We start from the raw sequence: 2519 nt of genomic DNA, 5'->3' as shown, positions 1-2519 counted from the left end.
GGCCCAGGGGGCGCGCGGGATTTCTCTCGCCCCCGCCGCCCCTACCCGTCCCGTCCCCCGGGGCAAGCCCCCCGACCCCCGAAAAGATTGCGCAGTTCCCCGCGCCCCTGGATCAGGGGCGCGGGGAACTGCGCAACGGGGTCCAAGGGGCGGAGCCCCTTGAAGGGACGGGACGGGTAGGGGCGGCGGGGGCGAAAAACTCACGTGGGACGCAGCCGGTACGCCGTCAGCGCCAGGCTGAGTTCCGCCGCGTCGGCGGGACGCCCCAGCACCCGCCCCGTCAACCGCTCACACCTCCGCAACCGGTTCAGCACCGTGTTCCGGTGACAGAACAACCGCTCCCCCACCCCCCGCGCGGACCCCCCGCACTCGAACCACGCCCACAGCGTCGCCAGCAGCACCTCGCGCTCCCCCGGCTCCACCTCCAGCAACCCGCCGAGCACCCGCTCCACCAACGCCATCCCCAGCTCCGGACTGGCCAGCAGCAGCGCCTCCGGCAGATGCTCGTCCAGCCGCACCCACCCACCGTCCGCCGGGCAGAGCCCGAGCGCGGTGTCGGCCCGGGCCCGCGCGTCCCCCACCGCGGCCAGCCCGTCGACCACCGCGCTGATCCCCACCCGCGCCCCCGCGAGCAGCTCCGCACCCGGCCTCGGCAGCGCGTCCGGGTCGCCGTCCGGCAGGAGGACGATGCCGTGGTCCGCCTCCGCACCGGCGTGCCAGTGCACGTCGGCCCCGGCGGGCACGACCGCGCCGCGGACGATGCCGGACTCCCCCGCCCCGGGGCGGACCCCGCCGGCCACGGCGACGACGACGTACCGCCCGTCCTCCGGCAGCCCGAGCGCCCGCGCGGTCTCGGACAGGTCGGCGATGCGGCAGACGCCGTCGAGCAGCGCGGTGGCCAGCACCCGCTGCCGGTTCTCGCGCCGCCACAGCAGCTCCCGCTCGGTCCCCCGGTACGCCTCGGCGACGAGCGTGCAGTGCTCGTCGACGAAGTTCCACACGTCGGCGGCGACATGGATGAGCAGCCGGGTGTCCTCGGGCGCGGTGCGGGAGGTCTCGTCCACGAGGGCCTGCCAGACCAGGGAGCCGCCGAGCCGGAAGGCGTGCAGCAGCGCGTCGAGCGGCAGCCCCTGCTCCGCGCGGGCGGCGCCGATCCGCCAGGTGCAGCGCCGGGCGGCCTCGCGGGTGCCGCGCGGGTCGAGCAGGGAGGCGACGCTGTGCCGCAGCGAGCGGTGCGCCTCCTGCCGGATGCCGGTGGGGTCGCGCTCCAGAGCGGCCCGGTAGGCGGGCTCCCGCTCGCGCAGCGCGACGAGCAGCCGGTCGGTGAGGTCGGGCAGGTCGTCCAGGAGGGTCCGGGCGGCCCGGTGCAGGACGCCGAGGGCGTCGGCGTCGATGAGCGACCGCACGCGCGGCCCCCGCGCGGCGGGGGCGGCCGGCGGCTGCGGACGCGCCGCTCCGCGTGGCCGTGGGTACGGCAGGGCGTGCGGCAGTGCGTGTGGCAGTGCGTGCTGCATGACGGTCCTCCCCCGGGCCGGGCTGACGGGCAGTCCTGCCCCGAAGAATGACATACCGTCCGGTCGGTCCCCAGGGGTGTGCAGGGGCCATTTCCGTACGGGTGCGGACCGCGGGCGGTGCGGCCGGAGGGGAGCGCAGACGGCCGCCCGGTTGTGCCCGTGCCCCGGCGGCGGCCCGCCGGTCTGTGGGTGCGCACACTCGGGACGGGGCGGGGACGGGGGTGTGTGGTGGCCGCTTCCCGTGGCACCCTCACGGGACGTGGGCGTGTCCGGTGGTCCGGGGGCGCCCGCTGTACGGACGTCGGCACGGAGGAAGGCAGCGGCGGTATGCGGATCGGACTGCTCGGCACCGGACCCTGGGCGCGCGCGGCGCACGCGCCCGCGCTCGCGGCGCACCGGGAGGTGGAGTTCACCGGGGTGTGGGGCCGGCGCCCCGAGGCGGCCGCGGAGCTGGCCGCCCCGCACGGCACCCGCGCGTACGACGACGTCGACGCGCTCCTCGCGGACGTGGACGCGGTGGCCGTCGCCCTGCCCCCGTCCGTACAGGCGGAGCTCGCGGTGCGGGCCGCGCGGGCCGGGCGGCATCTGCTGCTGGACAAGCCCGTCGCGACCACCGTGGCCGAGGCGCGGGCGGTCGCGGAGGCGGTGCGCGCGGCGGGGGTGGCGTCGGTGGTGTTCTTCACCACCCGCTTCCAGTCGGCGACCGAGGCGTGGGTCGCCGAGCAGGCGGCGCGGGGTGGGTGGTTCACGGCGCGGGCGGAGTGGCTCGGGGCGGTGTTCACCGGGGACAGTCCGTATGCCGCCTCGCCGTGGCGGCGGGAGAAGGGGGCGTTGTGGGACGTGGGGCCGCATGCGCTGTCCGTGCTGATGCCGGTGCTGGGGGATGTGGAGCGGGTGGAGGCGGCGGGGCGGGGGGCCGGGGGCACGGTGCATGCGGTGTTGCGGCATGTGGGGGGCGCGTCGAGTGCGGTGACGTTGAGTCTGACGGCGCCGGTGGCTGCGGCG

General features: G+C 77.3%; 2 protein-coding genes. One reads left to right on the top strand and one right to left on the bottom strand.

Going from position 1 to position 2519, the window contains the following annotated elements; genetic code table 11:
* Window positions 1–200 precede the first annotated feature (200 nt).
* Complete coding sequence (locus IO29_RS31205; protein ID WP_051708051.1) at window positions 201–1514, bottom strand: PucR family transcriptional regulator; 1314 nt, start codon at window positions 1512–1514, stop codon at window positions 201–203.
* Between the two features lie 327 nt (window positions 1515–1841).
* Between IO29_RS31205 and IO29_RS31200 the strand changes: the two genes are divergently transcribed.
* Window positions 1842–2519: Gfo/Idh/MocA family protein (locus tag IO29_RS31200; RefSeq protein ID WP_037840692.1), on the top strand; the 678-nt coding region annotated here is incomplete at its 3' end.

It is taken from the genome of Streptomyces sp. NRRL F-6676, from assembly GCF_000725625.1.
Taxonomy (GTDB): Bacteria; Actinomycetota; Actinomycetes; order Streptomycetales; family Streptomycetaceae; genus Streptomyces.
Note: the sequence above shows the minus strand (reverse complement) of the source record. Positions and strands in the feature narration are given on the sequence as shown.